The following is an 18,769-nucleotide window of genomic DNA, read 5'->3' as shown; positions in this document are numbered from 1 at the left end:
CCCAAATAAATTAATCGAGCAAGCTTATAAGCTTCTTTGCGAAGCCTTGGTCAGTGACAGCGACAACTACGCGAGCTTCTTTCCCAATAGAACGTCCGAGAACGGAACGGTCTTCAACTTTTCTAACCGGAACATTATAAAATTTGCATTTGTCAGATACCTTTTTCTCTGTGTTCGATGAGGCATCTGCTGCAAGAAGAACCAGCTTAGCACGCGCATGTCTAATTTCTTTGATCACAAGATCTTCTCCTGACACGACTTTACGAGCTCGATTTGCTAGACCAAGCAAAGGATACCATTCAGATTGAGTCATTTGGTTTTTTCACCTTTTCAGCTAGTTCTAGTAATTCTTCAAATATGTGTTCGTCAATCTGTGTCTGAAATTGCTGCTGTAAACTGCGTTTGTTCTTTGCCGCAAGAATGGTTTCTTTATCGAGAGAAAGGTAAGCTCCGCGTCCGTTCTTTTTTCCGGTTGCGTCAACAGACACTTCACCTTCTTTAGAACGAACAACACGGATCAGTTCTTTCTTTGGTTTCATTTCTCCCGTCACGACACATTTTCTAAGCGGGATTTTTTTTCGGCTATTCACCTTTTACATCACCTCTTATTCGTCAGATTCCTCAGCTACTGGTTCAGCCTCTAAGAAAAGAGATTCAGAGTCTTCAGTTCTTGGGAAAATACCGAGTTCCCTTGCATCTGTTTCACTTTTAATGTCAATTTTCCAGCTAGTCAGCTTTGCTGCAAGACGAGCATTTTGACCTCTTTTACCAATCGCTAACGACAGCTGATAATCAGGGACAATCACTGTTGTCGCCTTATCTTCTTCATTCACAATAACATCAAGTACTTTTGATGGACTTAATGCATTGGCAACAAATTCAACCGGGTCATTAGACCAATGGACAATGTCAATTTTTTCGCCTTTTAGCTCGTTGACAATTGCTTGTACACGCTGACCTTTTGGTCCAACACAAGAACCAACTGGGTCAACATCAGGATCATCAGTACGAACAGAGATTTTAGAACGGTCCCCAGCTTCTCTAGCAACCGACTTAAGCTCTACAGTACCATCATAAATTTCTGGCACTTCAATTTCAAATAAACGCTTTAAAAGACCTGGATGTGTTCTAGACACATAAATTTGTGGTCCTTTTGTTGTTTTTTCGACTTTTGTAATAAACACCTTAATGCGGTCATGTGGTTTGTAGTCCTCATTTGGCATCTGTTCGTTGACCGGAAGAAGGGCTTCGATTTTGCCAAGTGACACGTAAATGAATTTACTGTCAATTCGCTGAACGATTCCCGTCATAATGTCTTCCTCGCGATCGATAAACTCAGTGTAGATCACACCTCGCTCTGCTTCTCTCACTCGCTGCGTCACCACTTGTTTCGCAGTCTGAGCTGCAATGCGTCCGAAATCTTTTGGCGTGACTTCAATTTCAACGACGTCACCTACCATGTAATTCGGGTTCATATTGGCTGCATCATCTACAGAGATTTCAAGGCGAGAATCATACACTTCATCGACAACATCTTTTCTTGCAAATACGCGAATTGTTCCCGTTTCGCGGTTTAAATCAACACGAACATTTTGCGCTTGATTAAAGTTACGCTTATATGCAGAAATGAGTGCAGCTTCTATCGCTTCAATAATAATTTCTTTACTAATACCCTTCTCTTTCTCGAGAACAGTCAGGGCATCTAACAACTCACTACTCATTTTTATGGTTCCCCCTTATATCAATGAAAAGGTTAATTGAACGAAACTGCTAATCTTGCGTTAGCTATTTTTTCGTATGGAATATTGATCTCTTTCTTTCTTGTCTTGATCTTCACTGTCACTGTTGCAATCTCACCATCAAAGCTTGTAAGCTCACCTTCAAATGCTTTTTCACCATCAATTGGTTCATATGTTTTCATGAAAACATTTTTTCCAAGTGCTTTTTCAAAATCAGCTTTTTTCTTTAATGGGCGCTCCGCTCCAGGAGAGGACACTTCAAGAAAGTAGTTTTGGCTAATCGGATCTGCCTCATCAAGCTTTTCGCTCAAGGCTTCGCTCACTTTGGCACATTCTTCGATATCGACGCCTTTATCAGAGTCAATAAACACGCGAAGGAACCAGTTTTGACCCTCTTTGACAAATTCAACATCAACGAGTTCAAGCTGTAAGCCATCTAAAATTGGCTGCACCATTTCGCTTACGACATCCACTACTTTTTTGCTCATTCTCTTCCTCCTTGTGCTTTCGATAAACGCTCTTATCAATCATTCTGCATAAAAACCCTGCTTTATGTGAGCAGGGGGAGCAGAAAACGGATGAATAATGTCGAGACAAAAATTGCCTGTTCAATACAAAAGAGCGGGTTTCCCCACTCTTGTCTCGGTAATCGTTAGCATTTCCATAAAAACTATACCATATCCAATTTTTTTATGCAAATGAAGTTCCTTATTCTGCAGGCATTCGTCATCGGTTCTTTTCGTTCATTCTTTTCGCATGTTCACTGATAAGTGCTGCCTCCCTGCTACCTTTTATGATGCGGAAACCGTCATAATCCGGATAGAGCGAATCATCGTCCTGAATGCTTGTTAAAATCCAAAATTGACTGCCTGCCCCTCCGAGCCGCTCAATCGCTGACAGCCAGCTTTCGTATACGTCAGGACGTGCTGATTGATTTTGATAGCCAAACTCCTCTAACACAACCGGTTTTCCGATTGACTTCCCGCGGGTGATATGGTCTTCAATCCATTTCACTCCCCAGGCAGCAGATTTGCTCCAATGATCTGGGTACAGGTGATAGGTTCCATAATCAATATTAGGTAGAGCCGTCAAACGGTCCCAATCGACGCCTTCTCCGCCTCCGTACAACCAATCTTCATGCGCTGGTATGCGAAAGAACCCTTCATCTCCTACTGCAACAAGATGGTGACGATCCAGCGATTTGATCCATTTACTCATTTCATCTGCCCATTTGACTAGTACATTTCCCGTTGGATCTGACTGCACACGCGGCTCATTGGCCAATTCCCAAGTCATAATAGCTGGATCGTCTTTATATTGAACACCTGTATACGTATTGGTTCTTTCTAATACGTAGCGCACATAATTTTTGTAAGCATGTTGAATACGAGGATCTGTATAAAAGGCATCGTGCGTTCCTGCCCAGAACCACTTTACGTATTGATTCATCCCGCCAAAGTCATCCCAATTGTTCACTAGTGGAATGACAAGCTTTATCCCTTCCTGTCCTGCTTTATAAATCGCATAATCTAGTTTTTGAAAACCTGATTCTTCATAGACCCCTGGACTAGATTGTAAAACGGAGTTTTCTTGAGGGGCTCCGTCGTGAAATCCCCAAATACGTATGACCTTTAAATTCATTGCTTTCATATCATCGAACACTGCATCTACCATCTTTTTAGATTTGTAATGGAAATAGTAATTATTTGTACCAGCAAAGTAAAATGGTTGATTGTTCAGCGTAAATTGTGTACCAGATGTCTGCACGTAAGCGGCGGCTTTAATCGTAAGTGAAAACCAGCCGGCCCATATAGCGACCACAAGTATGAAGCAGGACACTCTTTGAGTCCACTTTTTCATTTACATTCTCCTCGCAATCTATCCTTCTTCTGGTACGATCACATCTAGCTGAAGCGGTGCTTGTTCATTTGAATCAAGTTCAATTGTCTGCTGTTTCAACATTTTATTTTCTTTGCCGATTCGAATCTCATATGTTCCATGAAATGCTGGACATATCACATGGCCATTAGCATCTGTTGTTTCAACTCTTTGAGTCGTCCACTCATTTAGAAGTTTTTCATAACGTCGTCCTGCTTCATTTAAAGACCAATCATAATTCACGATAGCCGCATGCTCACCTCTCCAATGGGCACCTGCCCAAAATCCCCACATTAGCACTCCTTTTACGGCTGGATGACTAAATGCGACGCGATATAAAGCCTCTAGGTTATCCGCTCTTCTATTAGCGTCAGGGTGAACAGAGTCATACTCTGTGACCCATATAGGAAGACCAAGCTCAGCAAGCACATCGAGCCTCTCTTTGACAATGACTGGATCGACCCGTTCTTCAAAATGGCCTTGAACCCCAATCGCCTCAATAGGTGCGCCTAACTGACGCAGTTCATTGATATGCGCTTTATACGCATGGTGCTCACCATATGAGATCACATTATAATCATTCACAAACAAAAGTGCTTTCGGGTCAATTTTTTTCGTTTCTTCATACATCCACTTCCAAATATTTTTCCCAAAGCGATCTTTAAAAAATGAACCGTGCATCATTTCATTGTTTACATCCCAATGGCGGAATCTTCCCTTAAAATGATTGCCCGCATGCTCAAGCCGGTTTTTCATGGCTTCATATACTTCGTGATTCGGCAGTGACCTCAGCCAGCTTGGATTCGCATCCTCTACCTCCCAAAATAAAGCGTGCCCCCTCACTGGAAGTTGATGTCGATCTGCAAAATTCAGCATCGCATCTGCTTTTTCATAGGTGATTTTCCCTCTTTGTGGCTCATTCGCATACCATTTTGCCTCATTTTCAAAAACACCCCAATTAAAATACTTCACGAAAAAATCAGCATATCGTTGATTAAATAACACTTGGTCATTCATTGCTGAACCAAATGCGAATTCATGCCTGATTTGCTTAATTTCAACCTCTATACCTGCTATTGGCTTTTTATCGCCGTTTGTCACGTTTATCACAAGGTCTCTTTGTCTATGCTCTGCGATTCGATCATTCGCCTCTTTTTTCCACATCAGATTGATTTGCTCATTTTCGCCCTTGTTGAATGATTGATGAAGAAAGCTTCTTTCTTTGACCATGTAAAAATCCCCCTATCTTCATTGGATTTATATTTCTTAATCAAACTGCCGGCTCAAAGAAACCGGCAGCTTAAATTTCGACTGTTAGTTGATCAGACGATGATATTCTGCGTAGGCAGTGGCCATATCCACTTGTGACCAGAAACGGTGATAAGTGAAAACCGGTGCCCCGTTCTCCCATTTGCCTGTTGCTTCATTAAATGAAGACTGATACTTACTCTCAAGTGAAGGCCATGCTGGATCTTGTTTAATGTTCGGACGAAGATCAGCAAAACTCGTATAGACTCCATTTCCTCCTCGCTGCGGATCAGAAGGAGTGGTGCTGCTTCCAGGAATCTGATTCCCTTGACCAAATGTCCCGTTCCAACCATTTGGGAAATACACTTCTTTTTTAAAGAAGCGGTCATAGTCCTCTCTTTCTTCTTCTGTTACAATGCCCACGCCATCATTGTAATTCCACGCCACCTCAAGGAGCTGTGCGGCTGCATCTTTCGCTCTGACACCAAGCGCTGTATAATCCCCTGTTTCAAGCTTTGTAGCAGCAGCAAAGAAAGTTAATGCCTTGACTAGGCTCCCTAATACGCCCGTATCCTGAGTTGGATCTTTTGTGACAGCTGTTAGGTTTGGATTTCCTGTTGCAGACTGGAATCCATTCCACGTGTCAGGCTGTCCGCTCCAAGCAATATTTCCAGGAAGCCAAAACTCGCCTGGTGCACTCGTTGTAGCCACAGAAACATTTGTTCCCCCTAGAATTCTTTGTCCTTGGTCATTTAAGAAATAACCCTCTTCATCCGACACAGGACGGCTGCCGATAAAAATGTAATCGAGTGCATAGTTAACCCATTTTGTGATACAGGATTTAGCCATTTGGACATTTTCAGAAGTTTTATCTCCATCTTTCACTAAAATATAATAAAGCTCTGCTACGCGCTCAATCGGCCATGCCTGCATCCCAAACCAGTTATTAGAAGGCGGATCATGATAAACAGGTGCATCCTCGTATGCCATATCGTAAAAAGTACTTCTTCCCGCCGGATATGCACTATAGTCTCCATTCCAGCTATTGGTTGCACCTCCTGCTATCGCTCCCTCTTTTGATTGAAGCCATACATAAAATTCAAGCTGCCTTTTTAATGTTTTTTCCCAATCGCTTGCACCAGTAGAGGAAGATGGCTTTAAACCACCTTTGTCTGAGGACAAAGCATAAGCGGCGACAGGGTTTTGATACCCTTGGTGACAATGGCTTGCTCCGATACGCCATGACCAGTTTGCATAGTCGCCAAGTCCTCCGCCCCAAGAGGTATACCACGCCATTAAGTAATGACAGGCACCCTTTCCATTTCCAGGGTATGGATTCCCTTGCTTACCGCTTCCAATCGTTTGAAAATACTTATCATACATACCGTAACGGAGAAAATCACCCATTTTTTTCGCTTTATCAAGATAGGTTGAATTATTGTAGCCGAGTTCCTTTGCCCAATAGATTGCTTGTATTGCACGCGCATCAGCATCCGTCGCATTGGTGTAGCGCCACTGGGCAGCTGGTTCTTGATTTTCTTTTGTGAACAAGCTCATAAAGCCTTCATTTGGCTTCCCAAAAGATTTATCATCTTGTGATGGATGCGGGATCGCCTCCCATACTGATTCCTGCGGACCACGCTGGAACGTGTTCACATATGCAGCTTTATGTGATGGATTGAGCAAGTTCCCATATTTATACCAGTTATCGACATCAAGCAGCCAGTGCATTAAATACGTTTCATTTGTTCCATAGGTTGATTTCAATTCACCATCAATCGGATCTTGACCAGCAGGACGAGCTCCGCTCAGCTGACTAGGATATTGATCCGGATATGGTTTTTCTGCTGCGTAGGTGGCTGGACTAGAAGGGTTGTAGGCGCTCATATGCGGCTGTTCATCATTTCCATCTTCATTTACTGGGATGATGTATTTCTCCATATTGTCCCATGCTGCCTCTAATTTGCTCCAATCCCCTGTGTAATGTCCGTACAACACCTCTAGCCACAGCCAATAACTATATGCTTCTGACGTTGTCATATGCCCATAATCAGGCGCTTCGCAAATGAGCGTCTCAATTGAATGATACGGAATTCCTTCTGGTGAAAAATATCCATTCGCATCACTTTTAATTTGATGATAAAGCGTTAAAAACCGTTCTTTGTTTGACAAATCCTTCACCCTTTCAATAAATCTTGATTTTTATTTGTCTGGAAGTGTACCAAATACTAAAGAACCATCATCAAAAACAGGTATTCTCGGTGTTTTTTGCATATTGGATGTTAAGCCTTGAAAGGAATAATCATTTGAGGCATTCCATATATTCGATCCATTTGTTGCAGATAATCGAAATTGGATTTCCTTTTTATGCTCTGATTCTCCCCCAGGAAAAATCGCTACGCCGGTAAAATCTATTTCTGCATAATAGACGTGAGCTGATGCGTCATATACCTTGAGCGGAGATAAGGAAGCGCCTTCATTGTAGGCGGCTGTCACTTGAATATCTTTTTCAGTGAATCCCTTTGCAAAGACCTCACTCAGATTGACGTAATATCTAAAGGAGAGCGTTTGACTACTTCTCGCCGGCCATCCAGACCGGTTGTATAGGACCGCCTTGACTTGAGTAGAAGTTGCATCGTTATTCATCACTGCTGCCTCTACAAAAAACTCATCCTCTGGTTGTTCTTTAGGCGGGAAATTGGGCAGCTTTGATTGCCCTTTTCCAAACAGCTGCACCATTTTGGCTATATTTCCTGTAAAAGCGGCATTATAGTCCGTCGCCACCTCGTTTGATACATAATCAGAGATGTCGTCATCATATTGATCCTGTGCATTAGGTCCGCCAACAAGCGCCCCATAAAGAGTGTGACGATGATTCGAAGGATTTGTCAGCTGGTTAGACCATGAGCCATGTGCAGTTCGGTGGTGCGGATGCTTCGGCGGGTTCTGGCCAAACCCAACGACATAGCTTCTATTAAGCGGATTATCACCAAGCATATAGTGAGTTTGGTTGATCGCAAACGTTTGGTATCGATTCTTTTTTTCTTCATCTGACACCCAATCAGCGTAGACAAAGGCTAAAAATGCTGCATTTGCTGTATAACGAAGCGAGCCCCATTGATCAAGCCATGCCAAACCGCCAGGCGTATAAGTGATTCTTTCGACTTTTCCATTTTGAACAAAACCCGTCGTCCAGTAATCGAGATTACGCTCTGTCGATTCTATGAATCGGTTCTCTTTCGTGATTCTGGCGAGTAAGATTTGCGAAGCAAAAAAAGTATTGTCCCACGACATGGTAAACGTATAATCCCAATCCTTCGGCCATTCCTCCACTGCTTTTAGTGCTTGATTTAAATAGGTTTCTTCATTTGTTGCCAAGTACAGCCAGATTCCGCCCCATATAAGTTCATCAATATAGCCGCTCCATGAATTGTAAAACGGCTGAGCATTTGTGACACAATCTGTATATTCGCCGCGATACCGGTCAGCAAATGCATAAAGCTGTTTCGCGTGCGTCAGCAGCTTTGCTGCATAAGGGGCATCTGTCTCTTTAAAAATGATAGAACCCGCTGCTAAAGCTGCCGCAGTTTGGGCGGCCACTTCTGTTCCAGGGCAATTTTCATCAATTTTAAAAGCTGGCCGGCTCATCGGCATCACTTCTGCCGGTCCCCACCAAGCATGATCAGCGTTCCCATCACCTACCTGCGCCCAAAACTCGTTCGGACCTGTATGAGCTTTCAAAAAATAATCTGTTGCCCACCTGATCTGATCTAAGATGTCATCAAGCAGTTCTGCCTCTTCATAGGCTTCTCGGTATTCATATACTGTCCAAGCAAGTACAGCTGCTGAGTAGGCCATTGGAAGACCAAATTTCACATGATCACCTGCGTCATACCAGCCGCCAGTTAAGTCATGCCCTACATCCTTCCCATCCTCTAGTCCGGAATCTCCCCGCCAGTTGAGACGGCTGCTTTTAGGCAGCTTTCCAGACCGCTGCGCTTCATAAAACAACAAGGATTTTTGAAGAACCTCTACATAGTTATAAGATGCCATTTCCGTATGACTCACCCCTTCTTTTTAGTCAAACATGAATAGACAAGCCACCTCCTTTTATTCAGAACGTGATTTGAACAGCTTTGAAAAGAATCAAATATGTTTCAAAAATAAGCATAGTAAACAGCAATCAGCTTTGTGCTCATCGAAGTTGTTTTCTCTTGATTCTTTCTGTGACTGTACCCAGAATGATCATATGTCGCATGAGAACATTTCAGACGGCGAAATTCTCTTTTTTGCTCTATTTGGGTAGAAAGAATGACATACAATCTCTTCTCTTAAAACATCACGCTAAATCAAGGTATATGAATGAATTAGAAAATGATTCCAATTGACGGAAATTCCTTATTAGTTAACATAATAATATTATTGTGTATATAAAAAAGAACGCCCTTTATTAGGGCGCTCTTCATTGATCACATTAAAACAAAGAAAGTTGGTTTTGATCAGGAAGTGCTTCTAAGCAGCCTTGACGATCTAAATATTCTAGGATCGTTTTCGACACTTTTCCGCGTTTTTGTAAATCCTCTTTTGAAAGGAACTCCCCATCTTGACGTGCGCGCACAATATTTAACGCAACGTTCGTTCCGAGACCAGGGATTGAGTTGAATGGCGGAATCAATCCGTCACCATCAATGATAAACTCTGTTGCACTTGATCGGTAGAGGTCCACTTTTTTGAAATGATAGCCTCTTTCACACATTTCAAGGGCAAGCTCTAGTACAGTTAATAGGTTCTTTTCTTTCGGTGATGCATCTAAACCTTTTGAGTTAATATCATCCATGACTGCTCGAATCGCATTTGATCCTTTTGTCATTGTTTCAATATCAAAGTCATCTGCACGAACGGTAAAGTAAGCCGCATAGTATAAAAGTGCATGATGCACCTTAAAGTAGGCAATTCGTACAGCCATTAATACATAAGCAGCTGCGTGGGCCTTAGGGAACATGTATTTGATCTTTTTACAAGAATCAATATACCAGTTCGGAACATTATTATTCTTCATTTCTTCTTCCCATTCAGGAGGAAGTCCTTTGCCTTTACGAACAGACTCCATGATTTTAAAGGCAAGTGACGGCTCTAAGCCCTGATAGATGAGATAGACCATAATATCGTCACGGCACCCAATCACTTCACTTAGTTCACACGTTTTATTGTGAATGAGCTCTTGCGCGTTCCCGAGCCATACATCTGTTCCGTGTGATAATCCAGAGATCTGAACGAGCTCTGAGAAGGTTGTTGGTTTTGTATCCTCAAGCATTTGCCGAACGAACCTTGTCCCAAACTCCGGAATACCGAGTGTACCTGTTTTACAGCCAATTTGCTCCTCTGTTACACCAAGAGGCTCTGTTCCTTGGAAAATTTTCATCACTTCAGGATCATCTGTTGGAATCGTTTTTGGATCAATTCCGCTTAAATCCTGAAGCATACGAATAACCGTAGGATCATCGTGCCCTAGTATATCAAGCTTGAGCAAGTTGTCATGGATTGAATGGAAGTCAAAATGCGTCGTTTTCCAATCAGAACCTGTCGCATCTGCTGGAAATTGAATAGGTGAGAAATCGTAAATGTCCATATAATCCGGTACTACAATAATACCGCCTGGATGCTGGCCCGTTGTCCGTTTTACCCCTGTACAGCCTTGTACAAGCCGGTCGATTTCTGCGCCCCTCATATGAAGATTATGATCTCCAGCGTAGCCTTTCACGTAACCGTATGCTGTTTTTTCTGCAACAGTACCAATCGTACCTGCTCGGTATACGTACTCTTCACCGAACAGCTCTTTCGTATAGTTATGGGCAATCGGCTGATATTCACCTGAGAAGTTCAAGTCGATATCAGGGACTTTGTCTCCTTTAAAACCTAAGAACGTTTCAAACGGAATATCGTGCCCATCTTTTTTGTACGGCGTGCCGCATTCCGGGCAGTCCTTGTCAGGAAGGTCAAAGCCTGAACCAACAGATCCGTCGTTAAAGAATTCGGAATGCTTACAGCTTGGACATACATAATGCGGCGCAAGCGGGTTCACTTCGGTAATCTCTGTTAAAGTGGCAACAAGAGATGAGCCGACAGATCCTCTTGAACCAACAAGATATCCATCATCAAGTGATTTCTTTACGAGTTTATGAGAGATTAAGTAAATAACGGCGAAGCCATGACCGATAATACTTTTTAACTCTTTCTCAATGCGGTCTTCTACGATTTTCGGCAGGTCATCTCCATAGATGCTGCGCGCCATTTGATAGCTCATTTCCCGTATTTCTTCATCTGCACCTTCAATTTTTGGTGTGTATAGGTCGTCTTTGATTGGTTTAATGCTTTCGACCATCTCAGAGACTTTTTTAGTATTCGTCACGACGATCTCTTTCGCTTTTTCCTCTCCTAGAAAGGAGAATGCTTCAAGCATTTCATCTGTCGTTCTAAAATGAACTTTTGGCAGTTCATGACGGTTCAGCGGATTTGCTCCGCCTTGTGATGAAATTAAGATTTTACGATAAATTTTGTCTTCTGGATGCAGATAATGCACATTTCCAGTTGCCACGACTGGTTTATTCAGCTTTTCGCCAAGCTTCACAATGTTTGTGATGATTTCTTTTAACGCACGTTCATCTCGAACAAGCTCCAGCTGCAGCAGATGCTGATACACTTCTGGCGGATGAACTTCTAAATAGTCGTAAAATGCTGCAATGTCTTCCACCTCATCAGGTGATTTTTGCATCATCCCTTCAAACACTTCACCCTTATCACAGGCAGACCCGATAATTAGTCCTTCTCGATATTTCTCAAGCTGTGAGCGCGGTATGCGGGGCACCCGGTAGAAATAATGAATATGAGAAAGAGAAACAAGCTTGAATAAATTTTTCAGCCCTGTCTCATTTTGTGCGATTAGAATGGCATGGTAAGGACGTGAGCGCTGGTAAGCATTAGACTGACCCATGTTTTCATTCAATTGATCGTGATAGGCAATATCCTTTTCAGCCGCATCTTTTAGCATTTTTAGCATGAGATAGCCTGTCGCCTCTGCATCGTAAATGGCGCGGTGATGCTGCGTCAGTTCTATATCGAACTTTTTACAAAGTGTGTTCAGCCGGTGATTCTTAAATTCAGGGTAAAGGAACCGGCCAAGTTCAAGTGTATCAATCACAGGGTTTGACGCTTTATCTGTTTTTAACAGGCGTTTGTACGCTGTATTTAAAAAGCCCATATCAAAGCTTGCATTGTGCGCAACAAGGATATCTTGTCCAATCCATTCTTTGAAATCCCGTACGACATCGACGACATCCGGAGCATCTCTGACCATATCATCCGTGATACCTGTTAATTCGATCGTTGTCGCTGATAATGGGTGATGAGGATTTGCAAATGCCTCAAAACGGTCAATGATTTCTCCGCCCTTTATTTTCACTGCTGCCAGCTCAATGATCGTGTCATAAACAGCTGAAAGTCCAGTTGTCTCTACGTCAAATACGACATACGTTGCATCCTCCAACAAACGGTGCTCTGGATTATAGGCAATAGGTACTCCGTCATCGACCAAGTTGATTTCCACACCATACATCATTTTGATGTCATGCTTTTTACTTGCTGCATACGCATCTGGGAAGGATTGTACCACCGCATGATCCGTCAGGGCAATCGCTTCATGCCCCCATTTTTTTGCTTGTTCCACCAGCCTGCCGATGCCAGTAACAGCATCCATTTGGCTCATTGGGGAATGCAAATGAAGCTCGACTCGCTTTTCACCCTCAGGTGCCGTATCTTCCTTCAGCTGAGGTTTCATTTCATTGACGTCATTGGCAATCATGACAAGGTCTCTAACAAACGTATCGTTTTGAATGCTTCCTCTTGCTTTGACCCACATGCCTTTTTTCAATGATTTCATCAGCTGTGCATCTTCTTTTTCTCTTGCAAACATTTTGATTAAAATACTGTTTGTATAATCTGTAATTTTAAAGATACAAAGCGTTCTGCCGCTTTTCAGCTCACGCGTTTCTGCATCGAATACGTAGCCCTGGACGGTGATTCTTCTTTCCTCGTCCATAATACTATCAAGCGTACGAATTTCTTCATTGTCTTTAATTTGATAGCCAATCATGAGAGGGCCAGACGGACCTTCCTCCTGCTCCTCACTTTCCTTCTTCTCCATCTCAGTGAGGGCTTGCATCGCTCTTTCTTGATCTTCAGCAAGCTTTTGTTCTCTGAACTTCTGAATCTCTTGATCTGATACAAAAATTTCTGTATCAAATTGGAGTTCTGGAAAGCCTACTTGTTTAAAAGCAGCCTGGAGCATTGGACTGTACTTCTTCTTGATGGCCAAAGCCTCTGTTTCGCTTTTTGTTTTGATGATGATTTTATGTCCAGACAGCGATGGTTTTTGCTGCTGAAGCAAGCTGATAATTGGAGGAGAAATTCCTTGAAGCTCTTCCACACAATGTGACCAATACGATTGAACGAGCTCTTCAGAGATGCTCGGATCATTGACTTCAATCGTACAAGTGACTTGTGCAATATGAGAAAATGCATTCGTCAGCCTGCTGAGAAACATCGCATACACCTTGTAAGGCAGAAGCGCCTTAAATTTAAAAAGGAAATGCCACGTTTTCGTCGCCTTATGCACCGTCAATTTGACGATTTCTCCTTCTTCAAAGTAACGACTGAGGTCATCATCTGTCATTTGAATCTGATTGAGTAATATATGAAATTGCCGCCGTGTGATCGGTAATTGTTCATCCAAGACAGGACCCTCCTTTTGTCAATCAGAAAGGTACCTCTTTTCTACAGGAGGTACCTTCATTTTTTTGTTCGTTTTTTATGCTTGGCGTATAAACGAAATCAGCTCATCAACAGATACTTCATGTGATTCACCTGATTTTCTAAACTTCACTTCAACAATGCCTTCTTCTGAACGTTTTCCGCAGCTAATGCGAATTGGCAGCCCAATTAAATCACTGTCTGTAAATTTCACTCCAGCCCGCTCCTGGCGGTCATCGAAAAGTACGTCAAAGCCCTCATCTTCTAAGCGCTCGTATAACGTTTCAGCGAGCTCTTTTTGAGCATCGTTTTTCATATTTAATGCAAGGAGGTGAAGGTCATATGGCGCAACAGCTTCTGGCCAAATGATTCCTTTCTCATCGTGATGCTGTTCAACAACCGCTGAAAGAGTTCTAGAAATACCAATACCATAGCAGCCCATAATCATTGGCTGCGCTCGACCATTCTCATCAAGGTACGTCGCATCCATTGACTCAGAATAACGAGTGCCTAGTTTAAAGACTTGTCCTACTTCAATCCCCTTAGCAAACTGGATTGTGCCTTCTCCATCTGGAGACACGTCTCCTTCTTGAATCAAACGAAGATCTGTGAATTCTTTCACTGACACATCACGCGCAGGATTGACATTGACATAGTGATAATCCGCTTCGTTTGCACCTGCGACAGCATTTGTCATGCCTTTAACCGCAAGGTCGGCATAAATATCGACTTCTGCTTCCAGCTTCACTGGACCAACAAATCCAGGCTCTGTTCCAATGACTTCTAGTACTTCTTCGCAAGTAGCAAGCTCTACAAGCTGTGCTCCTACCAAGTTTTTCACTTTCACATCATTTACTTCATGGTCGCCTCTCGTCAGGATGAGAACATACGCATCATCTGCTTTAAACAAAACAGACTTGATACAAAGAGAAGGATCAACTTCTAAAAATTCAGCGATGTCTTGAATCGTTTTTGCTTGCGGTGTATGGACTTTTTCAAGTTCTTTGAAGTCCGCAGGATTTGCTTCTTCTCCTTGATATACAGCTTCAGCCATTTCGATGTTCGCAGCATAGGAAGATGTGTCAGAGTATGCGATTGTATCTTCTCCTACTTCTGACAGTGCCATAAACTCATGTGTATCTTTTCCTCCCATTGCACCAGAATCTGCAATAACTGGTCTAAAATTAAGACCTACTTTTGAGAATACATTGGAGTAAGCTGTAAACATCTTGTTGTATGTGTCATCAAGGCTTTCTGGTGAAGAATGGAATGAGTACGCATCCTTCATAATAAATTCACGTCCGCGCAGCAGCCCAAAACGCGGTCTCTGTTCGTCGCGGAATTTTGATTGAATTTGATAAAGAGTTAAAGGAAGCTTCTTATACGATTTTACTTCGCTGCGTACGAGTGATGTAATCACTTCTTCGTGCGTTGGGCCAAGTGCGAACTCACGGCCATGACGATCTTTCATACGCATCAATTCTGGACCGTATGTATACCATCTTCCTGACTCTTGCCACATTTCTGCCTGCTGCAGCACTGGCATTAACAGCTCAGCTGCTCCCGCCTTTTCCATCTCTTTGCGAACGATGGATTGAATATGCTGGATGACTTTATGAGCAAGCGGGAGATAATGATAGATTCCGCTTGTATTTTGTCTAATGAACCCAGCTCTTACTAAGAGCTGGTGACTTTTTGCCTCAGCATCTGCCGGCACCTCTCGAAGAGTTGGTATGAAAGTCAGGGATTGTCTCATGTCGTTACACCTCATTTATGAAATAGGACTTCTCACAAAAACTCTTGTTTCCCGTAATGAGAAACAAGAGACATTGGTTTTATAAAAATAATCGCTGGATGTCATTCCACGTAACCACTAGCATTAACAGCATGAGGAATGCAACACCGATAAAGACAACAAGTGCTTCTTTCTCACGATTAATTGGTTTACCGCGAATGGCTTCAACAAACAAGAATAGTAAACGTCCTCCGTCTAGTGCAGGAATCGGCAATAAATTCACGATACCTAAGTTAATACTAAGGAACGCCGCAAACTGCATTAATGTTAACACACCTTGCTTGGCTACTTCTCCTGTCATGTCATAGATTCCAACAGGACCTGCTAACATATCTAATGAAAATTGTCCTGTTACAATCTTTTGCAAGTTCGTTAAAATCAAACCTGCTGTTGAAATCACAGTTGTTCCTGAGGATGAAATAACCTTCAGAAATCCATTTTCCGTTGGCGGATAAGAGCCAAAACGGCCAATGTTTTTTCCGTCTGCTTTCACAGCTTCTGGTACAACCTGTACAGTGCTTTCTTTGCCATCTCGGTCAATGACGACATTCATTTTTTTCTCAGGGTTCTTTTGAACGGTTTGAACAACGTCTGTCCAAGAATTCATTTTATCCCCGTTAATGGACACGATGTGGTCTCCCTGCATGAGTCCAGCTTCTGCTGCGCGGCCGTCTTTCGTCAGCTTGCCGAGTACAGGGTCATCAACAGTGACCCCTTGAATAAACCCTAAAGCAACTAAAATCACATACGCCAAGATAAAGTTCATAATCGGTCCAGCTGCGATCGCTTTAATACGCTGCCATACCGTTTTTGATCCAAATTGGCGATTGTATGGTGCGATCTGAATCTCTTCACCATCTGCAATATAAAAGCTTGTTTGACTCACATTGTAGCCAGTCAAAATATCTTCATTTCCAGCTTCATATCCTGAGATTCTCATGGCATGATCTAAATCAATCTGCTCCACTTCGATGACAAGAGCATCAGGATATTTTTCTTTATCATTTAAAATAATTTTTTCTACTTCATTTTGCTCATTGAATAAGAGCCCCACTGTATGACCTGGTTTAATTTCAATGACTTCAGGGTCCTCTCCTGCCATTTTAACAAATCCGCCAATAGGGAGAAGTCTAATGGTATAAACGGTTTCCTTTCGTTTAAAAGAGAAAATCTTCGGTCCAAAACCAATTGCGAACTCACGGCATAAAATCCCCGCTCGCTGCGCCATAATTAAATGGCCAAGCTCGTGGAAAAAAACGAGCGTTCCAAAAATAATAATAAACGCAATCACTGTATTCACGAACATACCACCTTATGTGAGGATTGATTGAACAAAGTCTCGTGTATCTTTGTCCACTTCATGGATATCTTGCAAACTAGGCGTTGAAATCACATGATGTCTGTTCAGTGCCTTTTCAATCAATTCTTCAATTTGCAGGAACGTTACTTTGCCTTTCAGAAATGCATCGACTGCCATTTCATTTGCTGCATTGAGCACAGCAGGCATTGTCCCTCCTATTTTACCTGATTCATAAGCAAAATGTAAGCAGCGATACCTGTCAAAATCCGCTTTTTGGAAATTCAATTGTCCAATCTCCCAAAGGTTCAATGATTTCGCTTCTGGTAATGGCGCCCTGTCAGGGTATGTGAGTGCATATTGAATAGGCACTCTCATGTCAGGTGTCCCTAACTGAGCCATGACGCTTTTGTCGTGAAATTCCACCATCGAATGGATAATGCTCTCTTTATGTAACAGCACATCAATTTTTTCATAAGGTATATCAAACAACCAATGTGCCTCAATCACCTCGAGCCCTTTATTCATCATCGTCGCTGAATCAATGGTGATTTTCGCCCCCATTGACCAGTTTGGGTGGTTCAGCGCTTCTTCAACCGTAACACCTTCAAGTTCAGTTCGTTTTTTATCTCGGAAACTACCACCTGAAGCTGTCACGATTAAGCGTTCAATGTTTTTAGCTTGTTCACCTTGCAGGCATTGAAAAATAGCGGAATGCTCACTATCGACAGGGAGTAAAGGTACATCATATCTTTTCGCGTACTCTTTTACTATATGACCAGCTGTCACAAGTGTTTCCTTATTTGCGAGTGCAATCGTCTTTTTTTGTTCAATGGCCTTTAATGTTGGAACAAGCCCGACACTTCCGACAAGGGCATTGACCACAACGTCTACTGCATCATAGGTCGCTGCTTCGATGTTGGCTTCATCACCAGCAGCCATTTTGACATCGTATTCAAATGAATGACCTTTTAGCGTGTGATAAGCCTCTTCACTTAAGCATCCGACAAATTCAGGCTGAAACTGTTCAATGATTGGTATGGCCTTGTCTACATTTCGGCCAAACGTCATGGCTTTTAGCTTAAATTTGTCTGGGTGCTGCCTAATCACATCTAATGTTTGTTCTCCAATTGATCCTGTTGCGCCTAATAGCGAAATATATCTCAAATTGCCACTCCTTCTCTCGTTCAATAAGTTTCTATGAGGTTAGCTGGCAAACGTTGCGAGCAATAAATATAAAAACGGCAGAACGAATAAAAAGCTGTCAAACCTGTCCAAAATCCCGCCATGTCCAGGGAGAATTGTCCCTGAATCCTTCACGTCGTAATGACGCTTTAAAGCAGATTCCACAAGGTCGCCAAGCTGCCCAAAGATACTGAGCAAAAGCGTAATAAACATAACAAGCAGATATGATGGCAAAAATCCTGTAACCGCCTGAAACACAAATGACAACACGACCGCTGTGACGATTCCGCCGATAAATCCTTCTACTGTTTTGTTTGGGCTGATCTCTGGCCAGAGCTTTCGTTTCCCCATCGATTTCCCAATAAAATAGGCACCTGAGTCAGTGGACCAAATAATCACTGCTGCGAAGAAGATCGCACTCATGCCATATAAGCCTCTAATTTGGATAAAATAATAGAAACTAACGCCAATATATAATGTCGCTAAGATCACAAAAGCAACCTCATCGAATGTGAAAGAGTTTTTGCTCAACACTGTATAAGTTAAAAGAATTAAGACTGCAAATAAAGCAATCTGCATTTTTGATGCGTCTGCGTTCGGAAAGAAGCTGTTCTCTCCGCCCATTAAAAGCCAAAGCAATATTAAGCTGACAATACCAGGAAAGCTGAAAATCGATATCTTTTTCATTCTTAGAAGCTCAAAGAGAGCGACACTTCCCATTAAGTAAATCAGCAGGGTAAATGGCATCTGTCCATATATAACTGCAAGTAAAAAGACTGCAGCTGCCAACACACCCGTCAAAATTCTTTGTTTCATCTGCAC

The 18,769-nt window shown here is 42.4% G+C and carries 13 protein-coding genes; all 13 read right to left on the bottom strand.

Annotation, left to right across the window (positions count from 1 at the left end; all coding sequences use genetic code 11):
- Positions 1 to 10: 10 nt before the first annotated feature.
- The gene (locus ACQYAC_RS02150) at positions 11 to 313 is read right to left on the bottom strand and encodes a YlxQ family RNA-binding protein (RefSeq protein ID WP_034662287.1); all 303 of its coding nucleotides are present in this window, start codon (positions 311 to 313) and stop codon (positions 11 to 13) included.
- Positions 300 to 590: an RNase P modulator RnpM gene (rnpM, locus tag ACQYAC_RS02145; RefSeq protein ID WP_058013969.1), complete on the bottom strand. Its 291-nt coding sequence runs from the start codon at positions 588 to 590 to the stop codon at positions 300 to 302. Before rnpM ends, ACQYAC_RS02150 begins: the two co-directional genes overlap by 14 nt.
- A gap of 15 nt (positions 591 to 605) precedes the next feature.
- Positions 606 to 1,721 (bottom strand): transcription termination factor NusA, encoded by a 1,116-nt coding sequence (nusA, locus tag ACQYAC_RS02140; protein WP_003211013.1) that lies wholly within the window; start codon positions 1,719 to 1,721, stop codon positions 606 to 608.
- 32 nt (positions 1,722 to 1,753) lie between these two features.
- Positions 1,754 to 2,227: a ribosome maturation factor RimP gene (gene rimP / locus ACQYAC_RS02135; RefSeq protein ID WP_003211398.1), complete on the bottom strand. Its 474-nt coding sequence runs from the start codon at positions 2,225 to 2,227 to the stop codon at positions 1,754 to 1,756.
- Between the two features lie 238 nt (positions 2,228 to 2,465).
- Positions 2,466 to 3,599 (bottom strand): glycoside hydrolase 5 family protein, encoded by a 1,134-nt coding sequence (locus tag ACQYAC_RS02130; RefSeq protein WP_429942627.1) that lies wholly within the window; start codon positions 3,597 to 3,599, stop codon positions 2,466 to 2,468.
- 18 nt (positions 3,600 to 3,617) lie between these two features.
- Positions 3,618 to 4,847: an endo-1,4-beta-xylanase gene (locus ACQYAC_RS02125; RefSeq protein ID WP_429942626.1), complete on the bottom strand. Its 1,230-nt coding sequence runs from the start codon at positions 4,845 to 4,847 to the stop codon at positions 3,618 to 3,620.
- Positions 4,848 to 4,931: 84 nt separating this feature from the next.
- On the bottom strand, positions 4,932 to 7,037 hold the full coding sequence (locus tag ACQYAC_RS02120; RefSeq protein WP_429942625.1) for a glycoside hydrolase family 48 protein: 2,106 nt from the start codon (positions 7,035 to 7,037) through the stop codon (positions 4,932 to 4,934).
- Positions 7,038 to 7,067: 30 nt separating this feature from the next.
- The gene (locus ACQYAC_RS02115) at positions 7,068 to 8,918 is read right to left on the bottom strand and encodes a glycoside hydrolase family 9 protein (protein WP_429942624.1); all 1,851 of its coding nucleotides are present in this window, start codon (positions 8,916 to 8,918) and stop codon (positions 7,068 to 7,070) included.
- Positions 8,919 to 9,339: 421 nt separating this feature from the next.
- Positions 9,340 to 13,593 carry a PolC-type DNA polymerase III gene (locus tag ACQYAC_RS02110; protein WP_234034891.1) on the bottom strand — a complete coding sequence of 1,418 codons (4,254 nt, stop codon included), beginning with the start codon at positions 13,591 to 13,593 and terminating at the stop codon, positions 9,340 to 9,342.
- A 135-nt stretch (positions 13,594 to 13,728) separates the two neighbouring features.
- The gene (locus ACQYAC_RS02105; protein WP_429942623.1) at positions 13,729 to 15,426 is read right to left on the bottom strand and encodes a proline--tRNA ligase; all 1,698 of its coding nucleotides are present in this window, start codon (positions 15,424 to 15,426) and stop codon (positions 13,729 to 13,731) included.
- A 79-nt stretch (positions 15,427 to 15,505) separates the two neighbouring features.
- The gene (gene rseP, locus ACQYAC_RS02100) at positions 15,506 to 16,771 is read right to left on the bottom strand and encodes an RIP metalloprotease RseP (RefSeq protein WP_106055909.1); all 1,266 of its coding nucleotides are present in this window, start codon (positions 16,769 to 16,771) and stop codon (positions 15,506 to 15,508) included.
- Positions 16,772 to 16,777: 6 nt separating this feature from the next.
- Positions 16,778 to 17,929 carry a 1-deoxy-D-xylulose-5-phosphate reductoisomerase gene (dxr, locus tag ACQYAC_RS02095; protein WP_429942622.1) on the bottom strand — a complete coding sequence of 384 codons (1,152 nt, stop codon included), beginning with the start codon at positions 17,927 to 17,929 and terminating at the stop codon, positions 16,778 to 16,780.
- A gap of 39 nt (positions 17,930 to 17,968) precedes the next feature.
- Positions 17,969 to 18,763, bottom strand: coding sequence for a phosphatidate cytidylyltransferase (locus ACQYAC_RS02090; protein WP_058013977.1), 795 nt, complete (start codon positions 18,761 to 18,763; stop codon positions 17,969 to 17,971).
- Positions 18,764 to 18,769 lie beyond the last annotated feature (6 nt).

The sequence above is a fragment of the Bacillus sp. MM09(2025) genome (assembly GCF_050496725.1).
GTDB classification, from domain to species: Bacteria; Bacillota; Bacilli; order Bacillales; family Bacillaceae; genus Bacillus; species Bacillus pumilus.
Note: the sequence above shows the minus strand (reverse complement) of the source record. Positions and strands in the feature narration are given on the sequence as shown.

Coding starts and splice junctions, on each gene's coding strand:
- ACQYAC_RS02125 (WP_429942626.1), bottom strand. CDS start 4,847: ATGGTCAAAGAAAGAAGCTTTCTTCATCAATCATTCAACAAGGGCGAA.
- ACQYAC_RS02150 (WP_034662287.1), bottom strand. CDS start 313: ATGACTCAATCTGAATGGTATCCTTTGCTTGGTCTAGCAAATCGAGCT.
- ACQYAC_RS02115 (WP_429942624.1), bottom strand. CDS start 8,918: ATGGCATCTTATAACTATGTAGAGGTTCTTCAAAAATCCTTGTTGTTT.
- rimP (WP_003211398.1), bottom strand. CDS start 2,227: ATGAGCAAAAAAGTAGTGGATGTCGTAAGCGAAATGGTGCAGCCAATT.
- rseP (WP_106055909.1), bottom strand. CDS start 16,771: ATGTTCGTGAATACAGTGATTGCGTTTATTATTATTTTTGGAACGCTC.
- nusA (WP_003211013.1), bottom strand. CDS start 1,721: ATGAGTAGTGAGTTGTTAGATGCCCTGACTGTTCTCGAGAAAGAGAAG.
- ACQYAC_RS02130 (WP_429942627.1), bottom strand. CDS start 3,599: ATGAAAAAGTGGACTCAAAGAGTGTCCTGCTTCATACTTGTGGTCGCT.
- ACQYAC_RS02105 (WP_429942623.1), bottom strand. CDS start 15,426: ATGAGACAATCCCTGACTTTCATACCAACTCTTCGAGAGGTGCCGGCA.
- ACQYAC_RS02110 (WP_234034891.1), bottom strand. CDS start 13,593: ATGACAGATGATGACCTCAGTCGTTACTTTGAAGAAGGAGAAATCGTC.
- ACQYAC_RS02090 (WP_058013977.1), bottom strand. CDS start 18,763: ATGAAACAAAGAATTTTGACGGGTGTGTTGGCAGCTGCAGTCTTTTTA.